The organism is Streptomyces maremycinicus (assembly GCF_001184025.1).
In the GTDB taxonomy this organism is placed as follows: Bacteria; Actinomycetota; Actinomycetes; order Streptomycetales; family Streptomycetaceae; genus Streptomyces; species Streptomyces maremycinicus.
In genome coordinates this window covers 104,704-125,330 of sequence record NZ_BBYG01000012.1, presented here as the reverse complement: position 1 = coordinate 125,330, position 20,627 = coordinate 104,704, and the positions used below count along the sequence as shown (strand labels likewise).

At 71.5% G+C, this 20,627-nt stretch carries 15 protein-coding genes and 2 tRNA genes; 14 read left to right on the top strand and 3 right to left on the bottom strand.

Features of this window, described 5'->3' with window-relative positions:
• Positions 1 to 51: 51 nt before the first annotated feature.
• Both AOQ37_RS13645 and AOQ37_RS13640 read right to left on the bottom strand, forming a co-directional pair.
• Positions 52 to 4,707 (bottom strand): hybrid sensor histidine kinase/response regulator, encoded by a 4,656-nt coding sequence (locus tag AOQ37_RS13645; RefSeq protein ID WP_078890165.1) that lies wholly within the window; start codon positions 4,705 to 4,707, stop codon positions 52 to 54.
• Positions 4,708 to 5,098: 391 nt separating this feature from the next.
• The gene (locus tag AOQ37_RS13640) at positions 5,099 to 5,623 is read right to left on the bottom strand and encodes an SSI family serine proteinase inhibitor (protein WP_062644682.1); all 525 of its coding nucleotides are present in this window, start codon (positions 5,621 to 5,623) and stop codon (positions 5,099 to 5,101) included.
• Between the two features lie 156 nt (positions 5,624 to 5,779).
• On the opposite strand from AOQ37_RS13640, the gene AOQ37_RS13635 reads away from it, so the two are divergent.
• From AOQ37_RS13635 to AOQ37_RS41270, 7 genes are all read left to right on the top strand, one after another.
• Positions 5,780 to 5,870: transfer RNA gene (locus AOQ37_RS13635), tRNA-Ser, on the top strand.
• Positions 5,871 to 6,077: 207 nt separating this feature from the next.
• Positions 6,078 to 6,150: transfer RNA gene (locus tag AOQ37_RS13630), tRNA-Arg, on the top strand.
• A gap of 374 nt (positions 6,151 to 6,524) precedes the next feature.
• Positions 6,525 to 7,397 (top strand): helix-turn-helix domain-containing protein, encoded by an 873-nt coding sequence (locus AOQ37_RS13625; protein ID WP_062644680.1) that lies wholly within the window; start codon positions 6,525 to 6,527, stop codon positions 7,395 to 7,397.
• A gap of 821 nt (positions 7,398 to 8,218) precedes the next feature.
• Complete coding sequence (locus AOQ37_RS13620) at positions 8,219 to 9,505, top strand: ice-binding family protein (RefSeq protein ID WP_062644678.1); 1,287 nt, start codon at positions 8,219 to 8,221, stop codon at positions 9,503 to 9,505.
• A 163-nt stretch (positions 9,506 to 9,668) separates the two neighbouring features.
• The gene (locus AOQ37_RS13615) at positions 9,669 to 10,358 is read left to right on the top strand and encodes a DUF5819 family protein (RefSeq protein WP_062644676.1); all 690 of its coding nucleotides are present in this window, start codon (positions 9,669 to 9,671) and stop codon (positions 10,356 to 10,358) included.
• On the top strand, positions 10,348 to 11,529 hold the full coding sequence (locus AOQ37_RS13610; protein WP_062644674.1) for an HTTM domain-containing protein: 1,182 nt from the start codon (positions 10,348 to 10,350) through the stop codon (positions 11,527 to 11,529). The genes AOQ37_RS13615 and AOQ37_RS13610 overlap by 11 nt, the downstream gene beginning before the upstream one ends.
• 17 nt (positions 11,530 to 11,546) lie before the next feature.
• On the top strand, positions 11,547 to 11,786 hold the full coding sequence (locus AOQ37_RS41270) for a hypothetical protein (RefSeq protein ID WP_062644672.1): 240 nt from the start codon (positions 11,547 to 11,549) through the stop codon (positions 11,784 to 11,786).
• Here AOQ37_RS41270 and AOQ37_RS13600 read toward each other — a convergent pair.
• Positions 11,753 to 12,250, bottom strand: a complete 498-nt coding sequence (locus AOQ37_RS13600; RefSeq protein WP_062644670.1) for a MarR family winged helix-turn-helix transcriptional regulator — start codon at positions 12,248 to 12,250, stop codon at positions 11,753 to 11,755. The two genes, AOQ37_RS41270 and AOQ37_RS13600, sit on opposite strands and share 34 nt — an antisense overlap.
• 142 nt (positions 12,251 to 12,392) lie before the next feature.
• Here AOQ37_RS13600 and AOQ37_RS41265 point away from each other — a divergent pair, with 142 nt between their 5' ends.
• From AOQ37_RS41265 to AOQ37_RS13565, 7 genes are all read left to right on the top strand, one after another.
• A complete protein-coding gene (locus AOQ37_RS41265; protein ID WP_062644669.1) occupies positions 12,393 to 12,824 on the top strand; it encodes an HGxxPAAW family protein in 432 nt (143 codons plus the stop codon).
• Positions 12,745 to 13,620: a DUF2797 domain-containing protein gene (locus AOQ37_RS13590; protein ID WP_062644667.1), complete on the top strand. Its 876-nt coding sequence runs from the start codon at positions 12,745 to 12,747 to the stop codon at positions 13,618 to 13,620. Before AOQ37_RS41265 ends, AOQ37_RS13590 begins: the two co-directional genes overlap by 80 nt.
• 121 nt (positions 13,621 to 13,741) lie before the next feature.
• Positions 13,742 to 14,116 (top strand): antibiotic biosynthesis monooxygenase family protein, encoded by a 375-nt coding sequence (locus AOQ37_RS13585; protein WP_062645117.1) that lies wholly within the window; start codon positions 13,742 to 13,744, stop codon positions 14,114 to 14,116.
• Between the two features lie 156 nt (positions 14,117 to 14,272).
• Positions 14,273 to 15,013 carry a response regulator transcription factor gene (locus AOQ37_RS13580; protein WP_062645116.1) on the top strand — a complete coding sequence of 247 codons (741 nt, stop codon included), beginning with the start codon at positions 14,273 to 14,275 and terminating at the stop codon, positions 15,011 to 15,013.
• Positions 15,010 to 16,632 carry a sensor histidine kinase gene (locus AOQ37_RS13575; protein ID WP_062644665.1) on the top strand — a complete coding sequence of 541 codons (1,623 nt, stop codon included), beginning with the start codon at positions 15,010 to 15,012 and terminating at the stop codon, positions 16,630 to 16,632. Before AOQ37_RS13580 ends, AOQ37_RS13575 begins: the two co-directional genes overlap by 4 nt.
• 14 nt (positions 16,633 to 16,646) lie before the next feature.
• Positions 16,647 to 18,350 carry a bifunctional glycosyltransferase family 2/GtrA family protein gene (locus tag AOQ37_RS13570; RefSeq protein WP_062644663.1) on the top strand — a complete coding sequence of 568 codons (1,704 nt, stop codon included), beginning with the start codon at positions 16,647 to 16,649 and terminating at the stop codon, positions 18,348 to 18,350.
• Positions 18,347 to 20,557 (top strand): glycosyltransferase family 39 protein, encoded by a 2,211-nt coding sequence (locus AOQ37_RS13565; RefSeq protein ID WP_062644661.1) that lies wholly within the window; start codon positions 18,347 to 18,349, stop codon positions 20,555 to 20,557. The genes AOQ37_RS13570 and AOQ37_RS13565 overlap by 4 nt, the downstream gene beginning before the upstream one ends.
• The last annotated feature ends 70 nt before the right edge of the window (positions 20,558 to 20,627 follow it).

Below are 20,627 nucleotides of genomic sequence, written 5' to 3'. Positions count from 1 at the left end.
CGGTCCAGCCCGCCGGGCCTCCCGGGCCCGTCCGGCTCGCCGGGCCGGGTCCTAGTTGGTGCCGATCCGGGCCAGCAGGTCCACGATCCTGCTCTGCACCTCGGCGCTGGTCGACCGCTCGGCGAGGAAGAGGACCGTCTCCCCCGACGCCAGCCGCGGCAGGTCCGCCGGGTCGACGGCGGCCGTGTAGACGACCAGCGGGGTGCGGTTGAGCTGGCCGTTGGCCCGCAGCCAGTCGAGAATCCCGGACTGGCGCCGATGGACCTGCATCAGGTCCATCACGACCAGGTTCGGCCGCAGCTGCCCGGCGAGCGTGACGGCGTCCGCGTCGCTCGCCGCCCGCGCCACCTGCATCCCGCGCCGCTCCAGCGTCGAGGTCAGGGCGAGGGCGATCTCGGCGTGCTCCTCGATGAGCAGCACCCGCGGCGGGTGCTGCTCGCTGTCGCGCGGCGCGAGCGCCTTCAGCAGGACGGCGGGGTCGGCGCCGTACGCCGCCTCGCGCGTCGCCTGTCCGAGCCCGGCCGTGACCAGCACCGGAACCTCGGCGGCCACCGCGGCCGTACGCAGCGACTGAAGCGCGGTACGGGTGATCGGCCCGGTCAGCGGGTCCACGAACAGCGCGGCCGGGAAGGCGGCGATCTGCGCGTCGACCTCCTCGCGCGAGTGCACGATCACCGGCCGGTAGCCGCGGTCGCTGAGCGCCTGTTGCGTACCGACGTCCGGCGCCGGCCACACCAGCAGCCGACGCGGGTTGTCCAGCGGCTCCGGCGGCAGCTCGTCGTCCAGTGGCTGCGGCCGCGGCGGATCCGCCACCTCGACGGCCCCACCGGGTCCGTCCAGCGGCTCCGGTCCCTCGGCGGCGTTCTCGTCCGGAGCCCCTATGGCGTACGACCGCCCGGCACCCTCGGTTCCCGGCCCGCCCGGTCCACCGGGCACGAGCCGCGACTGACCCGCGAGAGAGGGATGCGGTACGGGGGCCGGCGTGGGCGTGGCTGCCGCGGCGGGCTGCGCCTGCGCCTGCGCCGGGGGCTGGGCCGCGGCGGGCTGCTCGGCCGACGGGTGCGGACGCGCCGTCTGCTCCGGCCGCGTCGTCGGGTCGGGCGGAGTCCCGAGCTTGCGGCGCCGCCCGGAACCACCCGGGCTGTGCGGGGCGGGAGTGGCCGTGGACTGCGCCGACGGCAGCCCCGGCTGCGAGTGACTCAACCCCTGCGCCTGCTGCGCCTGCTGAAGCTGCTGAGCCTGCTGCACCTGGGCGGCCTGCCGGGTGAACGGCACGCCCTGACCCAGGGTGCGCACGCTGATCGCCCGTCCCTGCGTCGAGTTGGGGTCCAGCGGCCGGCCCGCCGCGGCCTCGGCGGGCAGCGGCTGCGCCACCCGCGGCTGCCCGACGGCGGCCTCGGGCGGAAGCGGGGTCCCACCGCTCGGCGTCGCCGCCGCCGGTGCGGGCCGCGGCGCCGCGGGGCCCGCTGCCGGGGCCGCTTCGGCCGGGAGCGGCTGCCCCTGCCCGGGCGGGTTCGGCCCGGGCGGGTTCGGGACGGGGGCGTTCGGGACGGGAGCGGGGGCGGCCTGGCCCGGTGCGGCCTGCGCGGGGAGCGGCTGACCTGCGGTCGGCTGACCCGGCAGCGGCTGACCCGGGACGGGCCCGGCTGCCGGAACCGGCTGCGCGGGCGCGGGGGCGGGCTGTGCGACGGCGGCGACCGGTTGCCCTGCCTGCTGCGGCTGAGGGGCGGGCTGCGGCTGGACCTGCCCCGGGGCGGCGGCCTCCGCGGCCTGCGCCACGGCCCGTCGACGGCGGCCCGTGGGCGCGTTCGTGGGGTGCGGCTGGGGCGGGGTGTGGTCGTCGGCCTGGTCGTGCGGGACGGCGTCGTGCCGCCCGTGGTCGAGCGCGGAATCCCCGACGGAACCCGGAACCGACCCCTGAACCGGAACCAGCCCCTGAGCCGGCACGGGCGCCTGGCCCTGAGCCGGCACGGGCGCCTGCCCCTGCGGGGGAACGGGCGCCTGCCCCTGCGGGGGAACGGGCGCCTGGCCCTGCGGGGGAACGGGTGCCTGTGCGGGTACCTGGACCGCGCCCAGCGGCTGCACGGCTCCCGGAACCGGACCGGGCACCGGACCCGGAGCGGGCATCGGGATCGGCCCCGCTGTCCGGGCGGCGGCCTGGGCGGTCTGCTGGTCAGGCGCGGCCTGAGGGGACTGCGCGGTGTGCGGGGACTGTGCGGCCTGAGGGGACTGTGCGATCTGGGCTGCCGCACCCGCGCCGACGGAACCGTCCGGCACCCGGTCGGCCTGTGCGGGCGGCAGGGCGAACACCGAGCGCGGCCCCGCCTCCTGCGCGGCGGCACGCTCGTTGGCGGCGGCCAGGGCGCGTCGTCGCCTGCCCGTCGGCTGCCCGTCCTGCGCCTGAGCCGGTGCCATGGACCCCGGACCCGTGCCCGGACCCGTCCCGGGGGTCTCGGCCGGAGCGCCGGCGAGCGCGGGCAGCGCGGGCTCCAGCGCGTTCTGCGGCTGCCGGCCGTCCGGGGCGTGGGGGGCACGCTGGCCACCCGGCGCCGGTACGCCCTGCGGCGGCACGGTGCCGCCGAGTCCCGTACCCGAGGCCGCGGTTCCCGCCGCGTGCTCGGCGGCGGTGAGGACGGCCCCCTCGCTCACCGCTCCGTCGACCCCGACGGCCGGTCCCGCGTCGGCCCCCATGACGGCGACCTCGGCCGACCGCCCACGCCGTCGCCCGGTGCCGCCGGAGCCCTCCGGGCCCTCGGCCTCGTCCGTGCCGGGCACCAGGTCACCCGGTGTCTCCTCGGCGGCCGGGGCCCCGGCGCGCCTGCGCCGCCGCCCGGTCGGAACCGCCGCGTCCGCGTCGGCGCCGCCCTCCGCGGCAGGCCCGTCGCTTTCCAGGAAGGCGTCCACGGAGGACCGCCGGGCCCGTCGGCGCCCACCGGCGCCGTACTCGCCCGCGGTGTCCTCCGCCGGGACCGCGTCGGCGGCGCCGTCACCGGCCGCCAGAGCGGGCAGGGCCGTGGCCGCCGGAGCCGCCACGGCCCCCGCGCCACCGCCCAACGGCACCTCCAGCACGTACGCGCTGCCGCTCATGCCCGGCACCTCGTGCGTCTGGAGCACGCCGCCGTGCGCCCGCACGATCCCCCGCACGATCGGCTCGTGCACCGGGTCGCCGCCGGCGTAGGGCCCGCGCACCTCGATGCGTACGACCTCGCCGCGCTGGGCCGCCGCCACCACGACCGTGTTGTCCATGTAACCGCCCGCGGAGACAGGCGCGTTGCCGGTGGCGTCGACGCCCGCGACGTCCGCCACGAGGTGCGCGAGCGCGGTCGCGAGGAGCCGCGCGTCGACCTCGGCCTCGATGGGCGGCGCGTGCACGGCGAACTGCACCCGTCCGGGCCCGATGAGATCCACCGCGCCGTCGACACCGGCGGCGACGACGGCGTCGAGCATCACCTTCGTCCGGGCGACGACCTCCGCCCCGGTGTCCAGACGCTGGTAGCCGAGCACGTTGTCGATGAGCGTGGTGATCCGCGAGTAACCGGCGGACAGGTGGTGCAGCACCTGGTTGGCCTCGGGCCAGAGCTGACCGGCGTCGTCCGCGGCGAGCGCGGCGAGCTCGCGGCGCAGTTCGTCCAGGGGGCCGCGCAGGGACCCGCCGAGCAGGGTGAGCAGCTGTTCGTGCCGCCCGGCGAGCGCCTCGTACCGGTCCTTCTCCCGCTCGCCGAGCGAGGCGTAGCGCTCCTCGCCGGCCGCGAGCTCCTCCTCGTGCCGCTCGCGCAGCTCCTCGAGCTCGGTGACGTGCTGCTGGCGCAGCGCGGTGAGGTCGGAGGCGTGCTCCTCGGAGAGCTTCTCCAACTCCTCCGCGTGCCGCTTCTCGACGCCGTCCTTCTCCTCGGCGAGCGCGTCGAAGGGCCGCCGGTCGGTGAAGGTCATGACGGCGCCGACGAGCTGATCGCCGTCGCGCACGGGCGCGGTCGTCAGATCGACGGCCACCCGGTCGCCGCTCTTGGACCACAGCACCTGGCCGCGCACCCGGTGCTTGCGCCCGGAGCGCAGGGTGTCGGCGAGCGGCGACTCGTCGTACGGGAACGGCGAGCCGTCGGCGCGCGAGTGCAGCACGAGGGTGTGCAGTTCCTTGGCGCCGAGGTCGCTGGCCCGGTATCCCAGTATCTGGGCGGCGGCCGGGTTGACGAGGACGATCCGCCCGTCGGTGTCGGTGCCCACGACGCCCTCGGAGGCGGCCCTCAGGATCATCTCGGTCTGCCGCTGCGAACGCGCCAGTTCGGCCTCGGTGTCGACGGTCCCGGACAGGTCGCGTACGACGAGCATCAGCAGTTCGTCGGAGGCGGAGGAGTAGCCGTAGCCGTCGTAGGCCTGCTGGCCGTTCTCGAGGTTGGCGCTGGTGACCTCGACCGGGAACTCGCTGCCGTCGGTGCGGCGCGCGACCATCCGGGTCGGCTTGGTCCGGCCGCGCGGGTCCATGTGATCGGGGCGCCGCATGGAGCCGGGGATGAGCTTGGAGTCGAACTGCGGCAGCAGATCGAGAAGGCCCCGCCCCACCAGCGCGGTACCCGGCGTCTCGAACGCCTCCAGCGCGATGGTGTTCGCGTTGACGACGGTCCCGTTGGCGTTGACCAGCACCAGCGCGTCGGGAAGTGCGTCGAGTATGGCTGCGAGGCGAGCAGCGCCTCGGGATGGCCTGCTGCTCACGAGTCGCTTCCTCCCTGTTACCGCACCTTGCCGACCGTTCGGGCCATCTTGCCAACCGACCCGCACCGTGTCACGCGAGGGAGTCTAAGGGCTGGGGTCCGGTCGGCGGCGCCGGATGAGAGGGAGGTCGCACCACGAAGTGACACAGAACGTCTGTCCTCACCTGTCCTGACCTGTCCCCGCGCCCGGTGGACCGCCTCCGCGCCCGCCGCGCCGCCCGCCCGGACTTCGCCGGACCTTCGCGCCACCTTTACGGAACCGGTGCTTCCGTCAGGCGCGGCCTGTGAGCGCACCCGGCCGTCGAGCCCCGGCGCCTCGGCTGATCGCCACATCGCCACATCGGCACCCAGGACAGCCGGCCCTCGCGCGCCTCGCGCCTCGGTCACACGCGTCAGCGGGCGGCCGCGCGGCGCAGGTCGGGCAGCAAGGGCACGAGCCGGTCCCACCGCTCGATCGCGCAGCCGTTGCTGCGGTCGTACGTCGCGTCGACCGGGCGCCCGGCCCAGCGGCCCGTGACATGGGCGGTGGCCGGCCCGCCGTACCGCATGGTGCAGACGCCGTCTTCCGGGTCGGGCGCGAAGGTGTCCCGGCCCCACCGGGTGTTCCGGTCCACGGCTAGACAGGCGTTCTCCACGTCAGGGTGACTGCCGCCGTCCTGGTGGCAGTACACCTCGAACGTCCCGTCGGCCCGCCCGCCGGCATGTCGGACGGTGACCGTGAGGTGGTCACCGGAGACCCGGTCCTCCTCCCGGACGGGCGGCGGCGCGAGCGAGGTGACGCCGGCGAGGGCCGTGACGGCCTCGGCCGTCCCGGAGGCGTACGCGGTGACGGGCCCGGTGGCGGCCGAGGCGACCACGACGGAACAGGCGGCGGAGACGGTGACGGCGAGCCGGCGGAGCGGGATGACCTGGAACATGACAGGTCTAACGCCACGCCGACGACGACGTTGCGCCCGGCAACCGCTTTGCCCTGCGACCCACCTGCCTAGTACCGTGGACGCCGATTGGTGACACGCCGCTCGACTGTGTCATCATCTGCACGCACCACTCGCACACACGCGAGCGGTTGTGCTGGAGGCGTCGCCTAGTCCGGTCTATGGCGCCGCACTGCTAATGCGGTTTGGGACTTCAATCCCATCGAGGGTTCAAATCCCTCCGCCTCCGCGCGATCACCGAAGCCCCGGTCCTCAGGACCGGGGCTTCGTCGTTCTCCGGAAGGTTCCCCAGGAGGCCCCCAGACAGCCGTTTCCGCAGCTCACAAGCGGTATGGCAAACGGATTTCACATGTCGGCGGCAGTCATGTAATGTTCTTCCTGTCGCCGCGAGCGGGCCGCAAGGGCCGAGAGCAGAGACAGAAAAACCGAATAACAAGCACTCGTAGCTTAACGGATAGAGCATCTGACTACGGATCAGAAGGTTGCAGGTTCGAATCCTGCCGAGTGCACAGCTGCCCAGAGGCCCTGAGGATCACTCCTCAGGGCCTCTGGCTTTTGCCTTGACGGCGGTGTTTGACGGCAACCGGGTGCGGGGCGGATCAGACCCCTCGGTTCGGTCGTCCAGACATGCCGCCCCGGTTCCCGCCACCCGGCTCAGGTTCCTCCTCGCCGACAGGTGGACGCCGGCTGCTCAGCGCGGGGGGTCACCGAGCGGCCGAGTCGGTCGGCCCCGTCGACGCCGGGCCTTCGCCAAGGCAATTGCCAACGTAAGAGTCCTTTTCGGCTGCTGGCGATCACAGCGGCATTGCGCATCATCGGCACCCCTCGTGCCGTGGCAACCTGCGTGCCGACACACCCGTTTGGACCCGGAGGTACACCGCGCGTGGCGGCGAAGACCAATCCCACTGTCAGGAGACGCCGTCTCGGCGCCGAGCTGCGTCGGCTCCGCGTGCTCAGTGGATTGAAGAGCACAGAAGTGGCAGAGCGGCTCATGGTCTCTCAGCCCAAGATCAGTCATCTGGAGAACGGCAACCGCGCCATCAGCCCCCGCGACGTGCGCGACCTGTGCGTGATCTACGAAGTGACGGATCAGCAGGTCATCGACTCCCTGATGGAGATGGCCAGGGAATCCGGTCAGCGGGGCTGGTGGCACTCCTACGGCGAACTCTCCGGCAGCGTCTACATCGGCCTGGAGACGGACGCCGCTTCCCTGCACAGCCACGCCCCCATGATGGTGCCCGATCTGCTCCAGACCCCTGCCTACGCCCAGGCCGTCATCGGCGAGACCATCCCTCGGCTCACTGCCGAACAGGCCGCCACACAGCTCAAGGTGCGGCTGCGTCGTCAGCACCGGATCTATGACCTGGCCTGCCCGCTGCGCCTGTGGGTCGTCATCGACGAATCCGCCCTGCGCCGCGTCGTCGGCAGCCCGGACATCATGCGTGAACAACTGGAGCACCTGAAGGCACTCAGCGCGGAGCCGCACATCACGGTGCAGGTCCTTCCCTACACGGTCGGCGCTCATCCGGGTCTGTCAGGACAGTTCTCCATCCTGCGGTTCGCCGACAGTCCCGAGGCGGGGGTGGTGTACCTGGAACGGTTCGCCAGTGACCTCTACCTGGAGAAGCCGTCCGACGTGCGGCACTACGACGTGATGTACGACCACCTCCGGGCGCAGGCCCTCACCCCGGACAGCAGCCGCGACTTCATCACCGACATCGCCAGGACGTACGTCGACGCGATGATCCCGTCCTGAACGACCTAGCGCCCACCGACCACAGGCCGGCGACAGGCCTCGGCGAGGGAGCCGGTACGTCGTCATCGGCCCTGTCCGGGGTGGCGGCCATCACCCCGAGGGGGCGGCTCGGTGCCCCGGCCTCGCCGTACCGCAGCCGGTGCGGGCGGCGCCGACCGGACGGCGCCGACCGGACGGTGCCGGCGGGGGCACGCCTCCCGATGGGCGGGCCACGTTCGGGGTACCGGTCTTGATCGAGCGGGCCTTGGGCGGCATGGCCGACCGGTCGGCCGGCAGAGGTCGCCCCGGAAATCAACGACCCCGGCGTATACACACCGGGGTCGCCCTTCCGGGCCGGACGCACGTGAGAGTGTGCCGACCCGCTTTCATGCTATCGCTTGTACAGATTTTGGACATGTGGCGCCTTTCGGTTCTCGCGGGTCGGGCCGCGTCCTCTGCGTAAGGCCATTGTCGGAAGCCCGACGGGATCAGCCAGGAGCGAGCAGGCTCGGCTGCGTGGGCGTGTCCACCGTGTGAGGGAGGCGGGGTTCCGCCGGCCACCGTGCCGACGGGACGGCCGCGCTGCCCGGACGAGGCGAAGCAGCGACGGACCGGGGTATTGCGTTTCCGACGGCGCCGCTATTCGTGGAGTGTTGCGCATAGTCAGAAATGTTAATCGGAGTATTAGCGCAGCACAGTCCGCTGTTTGAACGAGAGGGAACTGCCCCTGTTTCGTTGCTGCCGGGGCAGGATATTTCTGCGTAATATGCGGCAGCAGTGAAAAGGCTTCCGGGTGATCGGTAGGGCCCGGTACGCCATGGCCCCCACAGAAAATGGCTTTGATGAAGCTGAAGATCCCTCAAGCAGCTGACCGCCGCACTCTGTCCGGCTTGCTGGCCTCTGCTCTCGCGGCGACGGTTTCCGCTGCGATGGTCTTCCTGACGCCGACGGCCGCGTCGGCGATCGCATTGCCCGTACCTCTGGGCACCACCGCCACTTACTCCGTTCTGGCGGGTGCGGGAGTCACCAACACCGGTAACTCGGTGCTCGCCCACGACCTCGGGACGCACCCGAATCCGTCGATCACCGGATTCCCGCCCGGCCAGGTGGGAGGTGCCATCCACGCTGCGGACGCCGCGGCCCTCCAGGCCAAGGCGGACCTGCTCGTGGCGTACAACAACGCCGCCGGCCAGGCCGTCGACTTCGCGCTTCCGGCGGGAATCGGCGGAGGTCCGGCCTTGATTCCCGGCGTTTACCACGCCACGGCCGGTGTCGGCATCACCGGAGACCTGGTCCTGGACGGTCAGGGCAGCTCCGACGCGGTCTGGGTGTTCCAGATCCCCGAGTCCCTGACGACGGCGACCTCCAGCCGGATTCTCCTCACCAACGGCGCTTCGGCGTGCAACGTGTTCTGGCAGATCGGCGAAGACGCGTCGCTCGGCGTCACCACCGCCTTCGTGGGCACCCTCATGGCCGAGAACTCGATCACCGTGAACCAGGGAACGAACGTCGAGGGCCGGTTGCTGGCCCAGGTAGGTTCTGTGACCCTCAACAACAACAGGATCTTCCTCGGCGGGTGCGCGGCCTCCACCACGGGTGGAACGACAACGGGAACGACGACCGGTACCACCACCGGAACGACCACCAGTGGCGGGCTCCTCGGTGGTGGCCTCGTCAGCGGTGGCCTCGTCACCGGTGGGGTCCTGGGCGGGCCCATCGTCGGGACCGGCGGCACCTCGGGCAACACCGCCGGTAACTCGTCCGGGAACACCGCGGGCAACACCGCCGGTAACAACGCGGGCAACACCGCGGGGAACACCACCGGTGGGAACACCGCAGGCAACAGCGCGGGAAACACCACCGGCGGAAACGGCCACGGCGGGAATGATCACGCACCGGGCGGACCGGGCGGACCGGGCCACGGTGGCAACGGGAAGCACGACCACGGCGGCAAGCTCGACCTCGGCCAGTACATCCACCCCGGCAATCCCGACCACGGCAAGTACGACCACGGCCGCGACGACCACGGCCAGGACGGTCACGGCAAGCAGTCCGACGAGAACTTCGGCTACGACGACGTGCCCAAGAGCCACGGGGGCGACGACCACTCCCAGGGCCACGAGGGCTAGGCAGCGCACTGCGACAGGTCCGCTCACCGGATGACGGCGCGCGGCGGAATTCTCGTCGAATCCGCCGCGCGCCGTCGGGGGCATCCGACGCGGAAAGCAGGTGCGAGCAGCTGAAACGAGAAAGACAGGGTACGCGGTGTCGAGCGGAATTGACTCAGCGGATGTGCAGGAAGTTCAGCACTCCGAATCCGGTCCGGTCGTGCAGGAAAGGCCTGACGCGACGGCTGCGCCGCCCAAGCTGCCGAGAGGTTCCCGTGCGCTGAAATGCGGGCTGTGCGCCACCGTGGTCCTGTGCCTGATGGCGAGTCTCGTCCACGTGCTTCTGGTGTTTCTTCACGTGGCACCCGCCAACACCGTCTCCAGGCGCTACAGCCCGCTGATCAATTCATGGGTGTACCCCTTCTTCGAACAGAATTGGCGTCTTTTCGCTCCGGACCCCGAATCCGTCAACCGGCAGATTCTGGCGCGCACCGCGCACACCAGCTCCGATGGATCGGTCCAGGTGAGTCCCTGGTTCGACCTGACCGCCGTCGACCGCTCCGCGGTCGCGCATGATCCGTTCCCCAGCCATACGGCACAGAACATGTTGCGCCGTGCCTGGGCCGGCTACGTCGACTCTCACGGAGGAGACGACAACGCGCGCACCGAACGCGCCCTGATGATGCAGAAGTACCTGAGCAATATCGCCGCGGACCGTGCCGCCGCCCGCGAGAACGGCCCCTTCGACTTCATCCAGCTCCGCGTCGTCGCACTGTCCATCCCCGCTCCCGGCCCCGCCGCCGGCAATCGCCCGCCGACGCCGGCCGAGAACCGGCTCCTGCCCTGGTGGAAGGTGACCCGCTATGGAAAATGAGGCGCAGAGGTCCGCGGCCACAGGCGTCGACCGGTGGCTCGCCGACCGGATCACCGGCGTGTGGAACCTTCTGACCGGCCGTCCGGTGTCCCTGTACGCGGCGTCGGTGCTGCGCATCGGCTACGGACTGCTCTACCTGATCTTCCTGCTGCGTGAGTTCTCGCACCGGGACGAGATCTGGGGTCCGGGCTCTGCGTGGACGCCCGCCCTGGCACACCAGCTCTCCGAGCAGACGGGCTGGTTCAGTGTTCTCATCCTGTCGGACAGCCGTGCCTACTTCGAGCTCTGCTACGCGCTGGCGCTCGTCACGGCCGCACTGTTCACGCTGGGCTGGCGAACCCGTGTCCTGTCGGTCCTCTTCGCCGTCATGGTGACCTCGTTCCACGGCCGGGCGATCTTCATGACGGACGGGGGCGACAACCTGGTCCTGCTGATGTCCCTCTATCTCGTCCTCACCGCGTGCGGCCGACGCTGGTCCCTGGACGCACGCAGAAACAGGCTGAAGGCCGCCCGTACGGGCAGCGCGCCGGAACGAGTCGGAAGTTCCTTCGCCCGGCAGCTCCGCGATGCCCGGACCACGTTGGTGACGGTGGTGCACAACTGCGGCATGTTCGTCATCGCGGCGCAGGTCTGTTTCCTCTACGGTTCGGCCGGCCTGTACAAGGTCCAGGGAGCGTTCTGGGGCGGCGGGACGGCCCTCCACTACGTCCTGAACCTGGAGCTGTTCCGGCCCTGGCCTGCTCTCTCGGCCTTCGTCGACGAGCACACGCTCGTGGTCGCCGTCGCCGGCTACCTGACCGTGCTGTTGCAGGTGGCCTTCCCGTTCGTGCTCTTCGGCAGGCTCAAGTACCCGGTTCTGGCGATGCTGATGGGCATGCACATCGGCATCGCCGTGCTGATGGGGCTGCCTCTCTTCTCCGGCGCGATGATCGTCGCGGACGCCGTGTTCCTTCCCGACCGCTGCTACACCTTCCTGCCTCGTCTCCGCCGACGCGTGGTGCAGCGGACGGGCAGTGGACGGCCGGCGCCCGGAGCGGCGGCACGCCCCGGAGCCGTACCCGCGCAAGGCGGGCCCGGCGGCGCGTACGGCTCGAAGGATCGAGTCGTGCTCACGGCAGGACGGCAGTCCCGTTCGCGGAACCGCGCCTCGGGCGGGTCGTCGGGCGGCTAGGTGGATGGTTCGGTGAAGTGGGCGAGGAGCTTTTGCTGGAGGCTCTGGAGGAGCGGGTCCGGCTGTTCGAGCATCGTGAGGCGTCGTACCGCGGTGGCGGCGTACTCCTCGCCCTCGCCCACCGCCGCCGGTCCGACCGTGAGGCCGAGGTCGAGCGGCTCCTCGCGCTCGAGTCCTCGACCGTGCGGACCGTGCCGCCCGATGCGGAGTACGGGGAGGCCGTTCAGCCGTCGTGCAGGCGGAGTTCCTCGCGGTAGGTGTTGGCCAGGCCGGTGGCGCGGGTGAACCAGTCCGTCAGGACGGCGGTCTCCTCGGGGGAGTACTCCGCGAACAGGGCGTCGAGGCGGGCGTAGTACGGCTCGTAGAGGGCGTGGACGCGGGCGACGGCGGAGGGGATCGCGGCGACGCGGATCCGGCGACGGTCCTCGGGGTCGGGGCGGCGGGTGACATAGCCGGCGCGCTCCAGGCGGTTGAGGATGCCGGTCACGGCTCCCGTCGTGACGTGCACGCGGGTCGCGAGGTCGCCCGCGGTGAGGAGGTTCTCGCCGGCCTGGACGACGTAGCCGAAGCAGGTCAGATCGGTGACGTTCAGGCCCAGGCGCTGGGCCATCTCCTGCTGGCCGACCATGCTGGCCGCGATGAGGTCGTCCATCGCCGCGAGCGCCTGCGCGGGGGTGGCGGCGGGGCGGCCGTGGTGCGGCGGTGTCGGCTCGGCTGGCATCTGGGGGCTGCTCTCTTTTCCTTGCTCAGCGGGCTGCGGGTCCGTGTGATGAGGGGTTCTGCTGGGTCCTTGTTATCTGCTTTCGGTTTCTCTTACCCTCTAAGAGGTTCAGTTCTGCAACTTCTTAGAGGGTGAGGTAATCGTGGCGGGTCATCTGTACGACGAGGGGCATACGGTCGCCGGCTGGACCGGCGTCGGGATCGTGACCGTCGGGACCGCCGTGGTGGGTGTGGGGGTGTGTGCCGTGTCCGGGCTTCTGCTGGGCGCCGGGCTCGTGATCGTCGCGCTGGGCACGCTGGTCACCTGGGGGCTGCATCTCGCCGGGTGGGGCAAGCCGCCGGGGGTGCGGCCGAGGGCGGAGTGGGGGATGCGGGTCCGTGACCCCTGGGCCCGGGACGGGCATCCGGGGTGCGTCGGATGCCGCCTCGCGGGACGCGGGCGCGTGCCCGAGGCCCTGGCCCCGGTGTCAGTGCCTGCGCCTACCGTGGTGGGTGATGGCACAGGCATGGAAGTGCGCGGGGCTGCGGTGGTCGGCGGAGGGGCCGGAGCTGACGTGGGACGGGGGGCGTCGTAGCCCGCTGTCCTGGGGGAAGCGGGTCTCCTTCGCGGTGGTGGAGGGGGGTGTACGGGAATGCGCGGGCGCTCGTGGGCACGCCTGCCCCCGGCGGGTGGTCGTACCGGGGAGGAGCGCGGGCGGTCGGTGCGAGGAGTGTGCGCGGCTGGACCGGGCGCACTCCGTCGCCGCGGACCGGGTCGCCGACGACCCCCGCCCCTATCGCGTGTACCTCGCGTGGTTCGGGCCCGGTCTGGTCAAGGTCGGGATCACCGCGGCCGAGCGGGGTCCGGCGCGGTTGCTGGAGCAGGGCGCCGTCTGCTTCGGCTGGCTCGGCAGCGGGCCGCTGATGGCCGCCCGGCGCACCGAGGAACTGCTGCGGGCCGCGCTGCGGGTGCCGGACCGGATCCCGTACGCCGTGAAGCGCGCGGTGCGGGCCGCGCTGCCGGGGACGGAGGAGGAACGGGCGGCGGAGATCGGCGGGGTGTACGCGCGGGCCGTGGAACTGGTCGGCTGGCCAGAGTCGTTGGAGCGCGTGCCGTTCCGGCCGGTCGATCATGTGCGGGCGTTCGGGCTGGCCGGGGCGCCGGTGGCGCGCGGTGAGGTGGGCGAGCTGGTGGCCGGGGGAGCGGTGAGCGGGGAGCTCGTGGCGGCCGCCGGACCCGATCTGCATCTCGCCACCCCGGCCGGAGTGGTCGTGCTCGACACACGGCTGATGCGCGGCTGGCCGCTGGTGCCGGTGGCGGGCGGCGAACCCGCCTTTCCCGTACGGCACTTCGAGACGGCGGCGGATCACCGCCAGGACGGGCTGTTCTGAGGTCCGGGGCGTGCGGTCCCGGGGTGAACAGGGCCGGGTGGGTAAAGAGTTGGATCCCGGAGGGATCCCTTTCGGCAAGGAGGCTGGACCGGGGCGGTGTGCCCGGCCGATCGTGGGTGACATGAGCGAACAGCGTGTAGCACCTGTTGCCGGACTTCGAACCCCTTACTACGCCGTGGTGTTCACCTCACTGCGCACCGAGGAGGACACCGGGTACGACGAGACCGCGGACCGGCTGGGCGAGCTGGTCCAGGACATCCCGGGGTTCCTGGGCGAGGACTCGGCCCGCACCCCCGGCGGACTCGCCGTCACCGTCGCGTACTTCCGCGATCTCGAGGCGATCGAGCGGTGGCGGACGCACGCCGAGCACCGGGCGGCGAAGGCGCACGGACGGGCACACTGGTACGAGCGGTACTGCCTGCACATCGCCAAGGTGGAACACAGCCACGGGTACGAGCGCGCTCCCCAGGCGATTCTCACGGAACGCGCGTCCTGAGGGCCGCACAGCATGCCGTACCGGGCATACCGCCCCCCGGAACCGATGTGGAGCAAAGGGTTCCAAGGAGCTGCCTGAGAGGCGCCTGTGCGTTTCTCAGGAAAATCACAGATTAGTGAAAGAGTGCTCTCAGGGGACCCCGCCAAGGTGTTCACCATGACCACGACCTCGCCCCAGGGGCGCACCGAACTGCTGAGGCCGGACGGGAGCCCCGTCCGAGTGCTTGTGGTGGACGACGAGTTGTCGATCACCGAACTGCTCTCCATGGCCTTGCGCTACGAGGGATGGCAGATCCGGAGTGCGGGAGACGGCACGGGCGCCATCCAGACCGCCCGGGAGTTCCGTCCCGACGCCGTCGTCCTCGACATGATGCTGCCCGACATGGACGGGCTGACCGTCCTCGGCCGGCTGCGTCGGGAGCTTCCGGACGTTCCGGTGCTGTTCCTCACGGCCAAGGACGCGGTGGAGGACCGGATCGCCGGCCTCACCGCCGGCGGCGACGACTACGTCACCAAGCCGTTCAGCCTCGAAGAGGTCGTGGCGCGGCTGCGCGGGCTCATCCGGCGTTCCGGTGCCGCCGACCGGCGCTCCGACTCGGTGCTCGTCGTCGGTGACCTCACCCTCGACGAGGACAGCCACGAGGTCTCGCGGGCGGGGGACAACATCCACCTGACCGCCACCGAGTTCGAGCTGCTGCGCTTCCTGATGCGCAATCCGCGGCGCGTGCTCAGCAAGGCCCAGATACTCGACCGCGTCTGGTCGTACGACTTCGGTGGTCAGGCCAACGTCGTCGAGCTGTACATCTCCTACCTGCGGCGGAAGATCGACGCGGGACGGGAACCGATGATCCACACCCGGCGTGGCGCCGGGTATCTGATCAAGCCCGCTGTGTCATGAGCGGGCGACGACGGCCGCGTGCGCAGAAGAGACGAGCGGGTCAGCCGCGCACCCTGCGGACGCGGCTCGTCGTCGTGTCCGTGACCCTGATCGCCGTGATCTGCGCGGTGATCGGCACCGTGACCACACTGGTGCTGCGGGATCACCTGTACGGCCAGCTCAACGGGCGACTGGGTGAGGTCGCGGCGCGGGTCGCGCCCCGCGACTTCGGGCCGCCCGACCAGCAGAAGAACGGCGCCGCGGCTCCCAGCCAGCAGCAGGGCAAGGCGCAGGAGACGGATCTCGAGAAGTTCGTCACCCAGGGCCCCCAGCCGGACAGCACCATCGCGGCCAAGGTCGTGAACGGCGTCGTCACCGACGCCGAGCGAGGGGTGAAGTCCAAGGACGACTTCCAGATGAGCCCCAAGTCGCTCACGGAGGCCCAGATCAAGGTGCTCAACTCCGTCTCCCAGGACGGAAAGATGCACACCGTGGAGATCCCCGGTCTGGGCGACTACCGCGTCAAGTACGCCAGCAACGACCTCTCCGGCTACTACGTCGCCATCCCCACGTCGGACGTCGACAACACCATCAACACCCTGATCCTCGTCGAGATCAGCCTCACCGTCGCCGGTCTCATCGCCGCCACCCTCGCGGGCACCGTCATGGTCGGCGTCGCCACCCGCCCCCTCCGCAAGGTCGCCGCCACCGCCACCCGCGTCTCCGAACTCCCCCTGCACACCGGCGAGGTCAACCTCAGCGAGCGTGTCGCGGAGGCCGAGACCGACCCGCACACCGAGGTCGGGCAGGTCGGGGCCGCGCTGAACCGGATGCTGAACCACGTCCACGGCGCCCTGCACGCCCGCCAGGAGAGCGAGATGCGGGTCCGGCAGTTCGTCGCGGACGCCAGTCACGAACTCCGTACGCCGCTCGCCTCCATCAGGGGATACGCCGAGCTGACCCGGCGCGGCCGGGAAGAGGTCGGGCCCGACACCCGGCACGCCCTCGGGCGTATCGAGTCCGAGGCCGGCCGGATGACCCTCCTCGTCGAGGACCTGCTCCTGCTCGCCCGGCTCGACGCGGGCCGCCCCCTCCAGTTCGAGCAGACCGACCTGGTCCCCCTGGTCATCGACACCATCAGCGACGCCCGCGCCGCCGGACGCGACCACGTCTGGCGCCTCGAACTTCCCGACGAGCCCGCGCTCGTCTCCGCCGACGCGGCACGCCTTCAGCAGGTCCTCGTCAATCTGCTCGCCAACGCCCGGACGCACACCGCGCCCGGTACGACCGTCACCGCGCGCGTGCAGCGGCGCGGGCCGTGGCTGTGCGTGGACGTCCAGGACAACGGTCAGGGCATCCCGGCCGATCTGCTCCCGCACGTGTTCGAACGGTTCGCGCGCGGCGACTCGGCACGCTCCCGTACCACCGGCTCCACCGGTCTCGGCCTCGCCATCGTGCAGGCCGTGGCGACCGCGCACGGCGGCGCCGTGACGGTGGACAGCGTGCCCGGGCAGACCGTCTTTACCGTGCATTTGCCCGCCCTTGCCCCCGCCGTTCCCCAGCCCTCCCCCGAAACGAACTGGCAACTCGACTCACAGGTCGAGCACAGTGCCACCACATGGGTGCAACAGGGCGCCTGACGAAAGTCGTTGTCATGCGAACCGACTCTTCTCCCGGCACCCTGCCGGCGCGGGAGCACCTCCCGGCCGCCACAGCCGGTACGCCTGTCCTGGACGTAGTGATCCCCGTCTACAACGAGGAGAAGGACCTCCAGCCGTGCGTCCGGAGACTGCACGACCACCTGACGCGCACGTTCCCGTACTCGTTCCGCATCACGATCGCGGACAACGCGTCGACGGACACCACTCCCCTGGTGGCGCAGCGCCTGGAGGCGCGCATCCCGGAGGTCACGAACTTCCGGCTCGAGCAGAAGGGCCGCGGCCGTGCGCTGCGGACCGTCTGGTCCGCCTCGGACGCCCCGATCCTCGCGTACATGGACGTGGATCTGTCCACCGACCTCAACGCGCTGCTGCCGCTGGTGGCACCGCTGATCTCCGGCCACTCGGACCTGGCGATCGGCTCCCGGCTGGCCCGCAGCTCCCGCGTGGTGCGCGGGCCGAAGCGGGAATTCATCAGCCGGGCCTACAACCTCATCCTGCGTGGCTCGCTCCAGGCCCGCTTCTCGGACGCCCAGTGCGGGTTCAAGGCGATCCGGCGTGATGTCGCACAGATTCTGCTCCCCCTGGTGGAAGACACCGGCTGGTTCTTCGACACTGAGATGCTGGTGCTCGCCGAACGTGCCGGCCTCCGTATCCACGAGGTGCCGGTCGACTGGGTCGACGACCCGAACTCCACGGTGCACATCGTGAAGACGGCGACGGACGACCTGAAGGGGGTATGGCGCGTGGGCCGGGCGCTGGCCACCGGTTCGCTCTCCCTGGACCGGCTGACCAGGCCGTTCGGCGACGACCCCCGCGACCGCGACATCATGGACGTACCCAAGGGCCTGGCCCGCCAGCTTGTCGGCTTCTGTGTCGTGGGTGGCCTCTCCACCCTCTTCTACCTGCTGCTCTACACCGTGTTCCGGCAGTTCGGCGGATCACAGCTCGCCAACGCGCTGGCGCTGCTGGTGTCGGCCGTGGCCAACACCGCCGCCAACCGCCGGCTCACCTTCGGGGTGCGCGGCCGCGGCGGGGCCGTCAGACACCAGGCCCAGGGTCTGGTCGTCTTCGGTATCGGCCTCGCGCTGACCAGCGGCTCGCTGGTCGCTCTGAACACGGCGACCTCGAGCCCCGCGCACTCCACCGAGCTGGCGGTGCTCATCGCCGCCAACCTCGCGGCGACCGTGCTGCGCTTCCTGCTCTTCCGCGTCTGGGTGTTCTCCGACCGGCGCGAGGGCGACGAGCCGGCGAACGGCGCGACGGCCGCCCCCGACGCCTCCGCCTCCGCCCCGGCCCCCGGCGCGTACTTCCCGCACGCCTCCGCCCCGGCCCCGGGCGCGTCCTTCCCGCCGGCCTCCGCACCGACGTACCCGACCGGCGCCCCGCAGGCCGGCGGCCCGTCCGTGCCGCATCCCCAGAAGCCGCCGCAGACGCAGACGCAGCCGCATTCGCAGCCGCTGCCGCAGGCACATCCCCAGACGCAGCCCTGTCACCAGGCGCATCCGCAGACGCAGCCGCTGCCGCAGCGGCACATCGTGCACCAGCACGACCAGCACGACCAGCACGACCCGCACGACCACAACACGACCGCTCAGTTCCGCGCCGGCGAAGCCGCGGACGGCACCTGGAGGGACGCGACCATGCAGATGCTGCCGGTGCGCCGCCCCCATGACACCGACCCGGGGGACGCCCGATGACCACCGACCTCGATCAGACGACGAGCTGGGATCCGCCGCCGGCCGCTGCGCCGGCCGGCCCGGATGCCGACGCCCGGGAGACCGCCGTCCCGGCTCCCGGATCGGGTGAGCCGAAGCAGCCCCTGCACCGCAGACTGTGGCGCGGGCGCCCCGAGGACCCCCGCTGGGCGCGCCCGGCGTTCCTCGCCCTGCTGGCCGTCACCCTCCTGCTCTACCTGTACAACCTGAGCGCCTCCGGCTACGCCAACTCCTTCTACTCCGCGGCCGTCCAGGCCGGCAGCGAGAGCTGGAAGGCCCTGTTCTTCGGGTCGCTGGACGCGGGCAACGCCATCACCGTCGACAAGCCCCCGGCCTCGCTGTGGCCGATGGCGCTGTCGGTCCGGCTCTTCGGCCTGAACTCGTGGGCGATCCTCGTCCCCGAGGTGCTGATGGGCGTCGGCACGGTCGCCGTGGTGTACGCCTCGGTGCGCCGCCGGTTCAGTGCCGCGGCCGGTCTGATCGCGGGCGCCGTGCTGGCGCTGACGCCGGTCGCCGCGCTGATGTTCCGGTTCAACAACCCGGACGCGATGCTGGCGCTGCTGATGGCCGTGGCCTGCTACACGGTGGCCCGCGCCCTGGAGGACGGCCGGACGAAATGGCTGGTGTGGGCCGGGGTCGCGATCGGTTTCGCGTTCCTCGCCAAGACCCTCCAGGCCTTCCTGATCCTGCCGCCGCTGGCGATCGTGTACGCGGTGTGCGCCCCGGTGGGCCTGAAGAAGCGGTTCGGCCAGCTGGCCGTCGCCACCGGCGCGCTGATCGTGTCCGGCGGCTGGTGGGTGGCGATCGTCGAGCTGTGGCCTGCCTCCTCCCGCCCGTACATCGGCGGCTCGCAGAACAACTCCTTCCTGGAGCTGACCTTCGGCTACAACGGTCTCGGCCGTCTGAACGGCGAGGAGACCGGCAGCGTCGGCGGCGGTGGTGGCGGCGGAGGCACCGGCCAGTGGGGTGAGACCGGCTGGGACCGGATGTTCAACTCCGAGATCGGCGGCCAGATCTCCTGGCTGCTGCCGGCCGCGCTGATCCTGCTGGCGGGCGGTCTGGTGGCCACCCGCAAGCTGAAGCGGACGTCGACGACCCGCGGTCTGTTCCTGGTGTGGGGCGGCTCGCTGCTGATCACCACGGTGGTCTTCAGCTACATGGCGGGCATCTTCCACCAGTACTACACGGTGGCCCTCGCCCCCTACCTGGCGGCCGTGATCGGCATGGGCGCCGGTCTGCTGTGGGAGAGGCGGTCCGAGCTGTGGGCCTCGATCACCCTCGCGGCCTCGGTCGTCGCGGCCGCGTCCTGGTCGTACGTCCTGCTCAACCGCACCTCCGACTACCTGCCCTGGCTGAAGTGGCTGGTGCTGATCGGCGGCCTGTCCGCCGCGCTCGGCCTGATCTTCGCGGGCCGGATCAACCGTCGGCTCGCGCTCGCGGCGGCCTCCGTGGGCCTGGTGGCCGCGCTGGCCGGACCGACGGCGTACACCGTCAGCACGCTTCAGGAGGGCCACACCGGCTCCATCGTGACCGCCGGTCCGTCCGGCGCGAGCATGATGGGCGGCGGCGGTCCGGGTGGCGGCGGCGGTGGCCGGGGCGGCTTCGGCGGTGGGCCGGGCGGCAACACGCAGAACCAGGGCCAGGGCCAGAACCAGCAGGGTGGCGGCACCGGCGGTTTCCCCGGCGGGGGCATGCCCGGCCAGAACCAGCAGAACGGCAACGGCGGCACGCAGAACCAGGGCCAGGGGCAGAACCAGCAGGGCGGTCCCGGCGGCCAGACCGGCGACGGCGGCGGCATGGGCGGTGGCGGTGTCGGCGGTCTGCTCAACGGCGCCTCGGTCACCGACGAGGCCAAGAAGCTGCTGGCGGCCGACTCCGGCGAGTACACCTGGGCGGCGGCCGCGATCGGTGCCCAGAACGCCGCGAGCTACCAGCTCGCCACGGGTGACGCGGTGATGGCGATCGGCGGCTTCAACGGCACCGACCCGTCCCCGACGCTGGCGCAGTTCAAGCAGTACGTGACCGACGGAAAGATCCACTACTTCATCAGCAGTGGCTCCGGCGGCGGCATGAGCGGCGGCAGCAGCGGCACGTCCTCGCAGATCACCTCCTGGGTCGAGGCCAACTTCAAGAAGGTGACGGTCGGTTCGGCCACCTTCTACGACCTGACGCAGAAGGCGAGCGGCTGACGTACGGCCTGACGTGAGCAAGGGCGGTGACCGAGGTCGCCGCCCTTCTCCATGCCCCGAACAACTTTGT

Bases quoted from the DNA above. Each gene is read 5' to 3' on its own strand.
- AOQ37_RS13640 (WP_062644682.1), bottom strand. From the start codon at position 5,623: ATGTTCCAGGTCATCCCGCTCCGCCGGCTCGCCGTCACCGTCTCCGCC.
- AOQ37_RS13590 (WP_062644667.1), top strand. From the start codon at position 12,745: ATGGCACAGGCATGGAAGTGCGCGGGGCTGCGGTGGTCGGCGGAGGGG.
- AOQ37_RS13585 (WP_062645117.1), top strand. From the start codon at position 13,742: ATGAGCGAACAGCGTGTAGCACCTGTTGCCGGACTTCGAACCCCTTAC.
- AOQ37_RS13570 (WP_062644663.1), top strand. From the start codon at position 16,647: ATGCGAACCGACTCTTCTCCCGGCACCCTGCCGGCGCGGGAGCACCTC.
- AOQ37_RS13600 (WP_062644670.1), bottom strand. From the start codon at position 12,250: ATGCCAGCCGAGCCGACACCGCCGCACCACGGCCGCCCCGCCGCCACC.
- AOQ37_RS13580 (WP_062645116.1), top strand. From the start codon at position 14,273: ATGACCACGACCTCGCCCCAGGGGCGCACCGAACTGCTGAGGCCGGAC.
- AOQ37_RS13565 (WP_062644661.1), top strand. From the start codon at position 18,347: ATGACCACCGACCTCGATCAGACGACGAGCTGGGATCCGCCGCCGGCC.
- AOQ37_RS13610 (WP_062644674.1), top strand. From the start codon at position 10,348: ATGGAAAATGAGGCGCAGAGGTCCGCGGCCACAGGCGTCGACCGGTGG.
- AOQ37_RS13575 (WP_062644665.1), top strand. From the start codon at position 15,010: ATGAGCGGGCGACGACGGCCGCGTGCGCAGAAGAGACGAGCGGGTCAG.
- AOQ37_RS13620 (WP_062644678.1), top strand. From the start codon at position 8,219: ATGAAGCTGAAGATCCCTCAAGCAGCTGACCGCCGCACTCTGTCCGGC.